Annotated in this window: 4 protein-coding genes and 4 pseudogenes; 5 read left to right on the forward strand and 3 right to left on the reverse strand. The window is 65.0% G+C overall.

The window, feature by feature from the left end; genetic code table 11:
* Positions 1–293: 293 nt before the first annotated feature.
* The 3 genes and pseudogenes from OCH239_RS23670 to OCH239_RS20960 all read right to left on the reverse strand — a co-directional run.
* Positions 294–534, reverse strand: a pseudogene (locus OCH239_RS23670) (tyrosine-type recombinase/integrase); the annotation flags it as partial.
* A gap of 52 nt (positions 535–586) precedes the next feature.
* A pseudogene (locus tag OCH239_RS22445) lies at positions 587–685 on the reverse strand (transposase); the annotation flags it as partial.
* Positions 686–807: 122 nt separating this feature from the next.
* Positions 808–1611 carry a LytTR family DNA-binding domain-containing protein gene (locus OCH239_RS20960; RefSeq protein WP_037267318.1) on the reverse strand — a complete coding sequence of 268 codons (804 nt, stop codon included), beginning with the start codon at positions 1609–1611 and terminating at the stop codon, positions 808–810.
* Between the two features lie 134 nt (positions 1612–1745).
* Between OCH239_RS20960 and OCH239_RS20965 the strand changes: the two genes are divergently transcribed.
* From OCH239_RS20965 to OCH239_RS23010, 5 genes and pseudogenes are all read left to right on the forward strand, one after another.
* Positions 1746–2381, forward strand: coding sequence for a hypothetical protein (locus tag OCH239_RS20965; protein WP_037267320.1), 636 nt, complete (start codon positions 1746–1748; stop codon positions 2379–2381).
* 22 nt (positions 2382–2403) lie between these two features.
* Positions 2404–2538: a hypothetical protein gene (locus OCH239_RS23800; RefSeq protein ID WP_280111684.1), complete on the forward strand. Its 135-nt coding sequence runs from the start codon at positions 2404–2406 to the stop codon at positions 2536–2538.
* A 241-nt stretch (positions 2539–2779) separates the two neighbouring features.
* A pseudogene (locus OCH239_RS20970) lies at positions 2780–3145 on the forward strand (site-specific integrase); the annotation flags it as partial.
* 86 nt (positions 3146–3231) lie between these two features.
* Positions 3232–4503, forward strand: coding sequence for an IS256 family transposase (locus tag OCH239_RS20975; protein ID WP_037267322.1), 1272 nt, complete (start codon positions 3232–3234; stop codon positions 4501–4503).
* Between the two features lie 31 nt (positions 4504–4534).
* Positions 4535–4723, forward strand: a pseudogene (locus OCH239_RS23010) (tyrosine-type recombinase/integrase); the annotation flags it as partial.
* Positions 4724–4783 lie beyond the last annotated feature (60 nt).

The following is a 4783-nucleotide window of genomic DNA, read 5'->3' on the forward strand; positions in this document are numbered from 1 at the left end:
GACTGGTTCGGCACGGAGGTCACCGGAAAGCGCGGCTATTCCAACGAAGTCCTCGCAACGGAGGGTCTGCCAGAGACACCGTCAGCCGAGCAACATTGGTGACCAAACGGATTCATCTAATCTGGTCGTTCCCGTATCTATGAAGAGAATTGCGCGGCGGGGCTTATGCTTGAATGCGGCCATTCATTCGAATTGCAGTATTGGGTAAAATGGATTCGAACCCAGCGTTTGTCGGCACGCCGCGGCGCGTCCGGTCTCGGATGGCGAACGGCGTGTGCCGTTCGCCGAGATTATCAGATGTCGACCGACTCGGCGATGCTGAGAGCATCCTCAAGTTCGACGCCCAGATAGCGGACTGTGCTGTCCACCCTTCGTGTGGCGAAGCAGGAGCTGGACCGCGCGAAGATTGCCTGTCTTGCGGTAGATTTGCGCCGCCTTGCTGCGCCTCAGCGAGTGCGTGTCGTAGCCGCTCGGCTCGAGACCGATCGCCGTCACCCAATCCCGAACGAGTCGCGCGTACTGCCGCGTCGAGAGCGCCAGCTTCGGCCTTCTCGATCCAGATGCGGATAAGGTTGCGGGACAGGTCGTGGCGCCGGCCGAGCGCATGGAGCGTCTCGCCGCCATGATACTCGGCGACGACTTGGCGCTTGAATTTGGTGCTGTGACTGCGGTGGCGTCTGGGCATGGGCCTTCATCCTCTGAAAGCCCGCGAGGGGGCAATTCAACCGATCCGGCTGGTCCAACCAGAAGGGCGCACACCACACCGAAATGAAAAGCTCCCCAGCTTTGGGCGCTGCTGAACCATGATCATAGCCAGCCTGCCGCTTTGAGATCCCGGCGGTAGGACCGGCCCACTGGCACGCGGCGGTCGTCGGCCAATCGCAGGAGGATGCGCTGGCCGTCACGCTCGACGCCATCCACGGCATCGGCAGCCACCCACCACGAACGGTGGACGCGGTGGCCGAGGCTACTCAGTTCGCGCACGGCGTCCTCCATGCGGCACAGGATCATCTCCGACCCGGCCGAATGGTGAACCTTGAGGTAGTGGTCCTGCATCTCGAGGCAGAGGAGCTGCCCGCCAAGCGGGGCCGACAGGCGCGCCGCGAAGAGCGACTGGCCGACGGTGCGCGCCTGCCGAGCCTCCATCTCTTCAGGCTGCGCGACTGACGACGCGCTCTCGGGCGGTGCGGACTCCGGCATAGCCGCGATCCGCTCCTGCATGTCCTCCCATGTGTAGACGGGCAGCGAGATCGCGGCGAGCAGCAACAAAACCCGCCCGAACAGGACTACCACCTCGTCCGGCCAGCCGATCCCCGAAATCCCGTTTGCGAGCGCCACCACCCCGGTTGCGGGCACTGCCGCGAAACAGGCACCCATAAGCGGCACCGTCAGCCAAGGCATCGGCAACCGTTCGTCCGCCACTTCATCCAGTCGGCGCAGGACGACATCGGCCAACAGCCAGTTCACGGAGATGACCGCCAGCCAATAGGCGAGCCGCGGCACCGCGGGCAGCAGGTCGAACGTCCCGAACGGCCCGATGATGCCCAGCACGAGGCCCACGCCGATCGGCGGGCCCAGGCGGAGGGACAGGCGGGCAAGTCGTTCGCGCATCGTGAAAGTATCTTAGCATGCCGTTCGCGCAATTTCCCAACCGTTTCCGCAGCTTCGCTGGCCCGGCCCGGTGCAGCGTCGCTATCCCCGCCGCATCACGAAAACCACATTTCCCTGCATCGGAGTCCTCTCCCATGATCCAGACGATCCTGTTCCTGCACATCATGGCCGGCATCGCGGCGCTGGCCGCGGCCGGCTTCGCCGTCGGCAGCGCCAAGGGTGGCCGACTGCACCGGCGCTCAGGCAACATCTACACGCTCGCCATGGCCTTCGTCGGGATCAGCGCACTGGTGCTGGCCCTGGTCCACCCTAATCCGTTCCTGTTCGCGGTGGGCGTGTTCAGCCTCTACCTGGTCTTTACCGGCTGGCGGGCGGCGATGGTGCGCGACGGTAAGCCTCGGCGCTTCGACCATGCCGGCGGCGCGGTGATGACGCTCTCGGGGCTCGGCATGCTGGGCTGGGGCGCCCAGGGCGTGCTCATGGGCAACGGTGCGCACCCGGTGATCCTGTTGGTGTTCGGCTCCATCGGCCTGACTCTGGCGCTGTCGGACTGGCGCGACTGGGCGCGCGGACCCGTCGCCGGCAAGGTGCGCATCTCGCGACACTTGAGCCGTATGCTCGGCGGCACCATCGCCACCATCACCGCGGCGGCCGTCGTGAACCTCGCGTTCCTGCCCGACCTTTTAGTGTGGCTTGGCCCCACCGTGCTGATCACCCCCCTCATCTTCTGGTGGACCGCCCGCGTGACGCGCGGCGCCATCCGCGCCTGATCCTTCGATAGGAGACACGACCATGCTTGCACGCCGCCTTGTCCGCATCGGCCTCTGGACGCTCGCCGCGCACGCTATCCTGATTTTCCGGTCATTCGGCAACCAACCGATGCAGTTGCAGCATGACGGCAAAGGAGATCGCAGCCGCAGCTATTGAGGATCTGCGCAGCGGCGCAGATCGCGGAAGCGGTCGTTGAAAGCTGCGCCGGACCAAGGAATCTAAACCCACCCTTCGCTGCGCCGCGTCGCCGCGCCGCCGACGCGGACCTGGACTAAGCCGCTCTCGCGGCAGGGTGCCCGGTCCGACCGTTCGAGACTGAACCGCACTCCGCGCTTCTCCGATCACGTTCTTCGGGCTGACGATTGAGACCTTCTCAAACGTCAGATCGGAGGCTCCCATGGAGGAGAGGATTTCACCGCTGCGCAAGCGGATGATCGAAGACATGAACATCCGCGGGATGGGCGACAAAGCCCAGAAGGCCCACATCCGGGCGGTCAAGAACTTCGCCGCGTTTCTCGGGAGATCGCCCGATACCGCCACACCGGACGATCTTCGTGCCTACCAGCTCCATATGACAGAGACCGGCGTCACGCCGTCCACCTTCAACGCTCGCATCATGGCGCTACGGTTTCTCTTCGGCACGACCTGCAAGAAGGCGGAGATGCACGAGCACATGCAGTTCCGCCGTCAGCCGCGCAGGCTGCCCGTCGTTCTTGGCTTGGAGGACATCTCCGAGATTCTGGCGGCGGCGCCGAGCTATGGCTGAAAATGGGTGATGCGGCCTGAGAAGGCGGCGTATCGTGGCGGGTGTCAAAGCCTGCCAGAACCTCCCGAAGGAGCGATACGCCTATGGAAGACGATACCACGATCACCCCTTTTCACCAGCCCGGATCGGTCATCGATCCGCTCACCGAGATCGCGCGTGACGGCGCGCGCCAGATGCTGGCCGCGGCGCTGAAGGCGGAGGCCGCGAGCTTTGTCGCGCAGTTTGCTGAGGAGCGCCTGCCGGACGGCCGGCAGCGCGTCGTTCACCACGGAACCGGCCCGGAGCGGTCGATCCAGACTGGCATCGGCCCGATCCCCGTGCAGCGTCAGAAGATCCGCGACCGATCTGCCGATGTGCCGGCGGAGAGTAAGATCCGGTTCAGTTCGCGCATCCTTCCGAAATGGGCGCGGCGCTCGCCCAGCCTCGATGCCTTGCTTCCGGTCCTCTACTTGCGGGGCGTCTCGACCGGGGACTTCCAGGAGGCCCTGAGTGCGCTGGTCGGGCCGGAGGCGCCGAACCTGTCACCGGGCGCGATCTCGCGTCTCACCGGCGAGTGGCAGGGCGAGCATGATCGCTGGCAACGGCGCGACCTCTCCGCGCGGCGCTATGTCTATGTCTGGGCCGACGGAGTCTATCTTCAGGCCCGAATGGAGCCCCAGGCCGAGTGCATGCTGGTGATGATCGGCGCGACACCTGAGGGCAGGAAGGAGCTGGTGGGCTTCCAGGTCGGGGTCCGCGAGAGCGCGCAGAGCTGGCGCGAACTGCTGGTCGACCTCCGCAGCCGCGGCCTGTCGGTGCCGCCGGACGCGGCAGTCGGCGACGGCGCGCTCGGGTTCTGGAAGGCGATGGAGGAGGTCTTCCCCAGCACACGCCATCAGCGCTGCTGGACCCACAAGGTCTCCAACGTGCTGAACAAGGTCCCAAAGTCGATGCACCCGGCGGTGAAGGCCGACCTGCGCGAGATCTGGCAAGCCGAGACCCGCGGCGTGGCCGAGACCGCCCTCGACACTTTCACCGACAAGTATGGCGCCAAATACCACAAGGCCGTCATCTGCCTGGCCAACGACCGGGAGGCATTGCTGACGTTCTACGACTTCCCGGCCGATCACTGGGATCATCTGCGCACCTCGAACCCGGTCGAGAGCGTGTTCGCCACGGTGCGGCATCGGACCGTGCGCACCAAGGGGGCCCTGTCTCAGAAGACCGCGAAACTCATGGTCTTCACACTGGTTCAGGCCGCGGCCAGGAAATGGCGGAGGCTCAAGGGCGCCAATCAGTTGCCTCTCGTCGTCGAAGGCATCATCTTCAACGATGGTATCGCCAAACGCGATGCCGACAAAAGCCGCGCCGCTTGATCAGCCCGCGTCACCCAGATTCCCGCATAGCTCGGCGGCGCCGGGACCGGAGCTCAAGTATCGCGCGGCGCTCAGCATCTCATACGGGGCCGGCCTTAGGGCTTCGGAGGTCTGCAATCTCAAGGTCAGCGACATCGACAGCGCCCGGATGCTGATCCATGTCGAGCAAGGCAAGGGGCGTAAGGATCGCCAGGTGATGCTGTCGCCCGAATTGGTCGAATGTTATCTCGGCGCTCACCCGGAGGAGACGTAAGCATAGAGCTATGGCTGAAAATGGGTG

Origin of the sequence: Roseivivax halodurans JCM 10272, from assembly GCF_000521785.1 — a bacterium.
Taxonomy (GTDB): Bacteria; Pseudomonadota; Alphaproteobacteria; order Rhodobacterales; family Rhodobacteraceae; genus Roseivivax; species Roseivivax halodurans.

Bases quoted from the DNA above. Each gene is read 5' to 3' on its own strand.
- OCH239_RS20960 (WP_037267318.1), bottom strand. From the start codon at position 1,611: ATGCGCGAACGACTTGCCCGCCTGTCCCTCCGCCTGGGCCCGCCGATC.
- OCH239_RS23800 (WP_280111684.1), top strand. From the start codon at position 2,404: ATGCTTGCACGCCGCCTTGTCCGCATCGGCCTCTGGACGCTCGCCGCG.
- OCH239_RS20975 (WP_037267322.1), top strand. From the start codon at position 3,232: ATGGAAGACGATACCACGATCACCCCTTTTCACCAGCCCGGATCGGTC.
- OCH239_RS20965 (WP_037267320.1), top strand. From the start codon at position 1,746: ATGATCCAGACGATCCTGTTCCTGCACATCATGGCCGGCATCGCGGCG.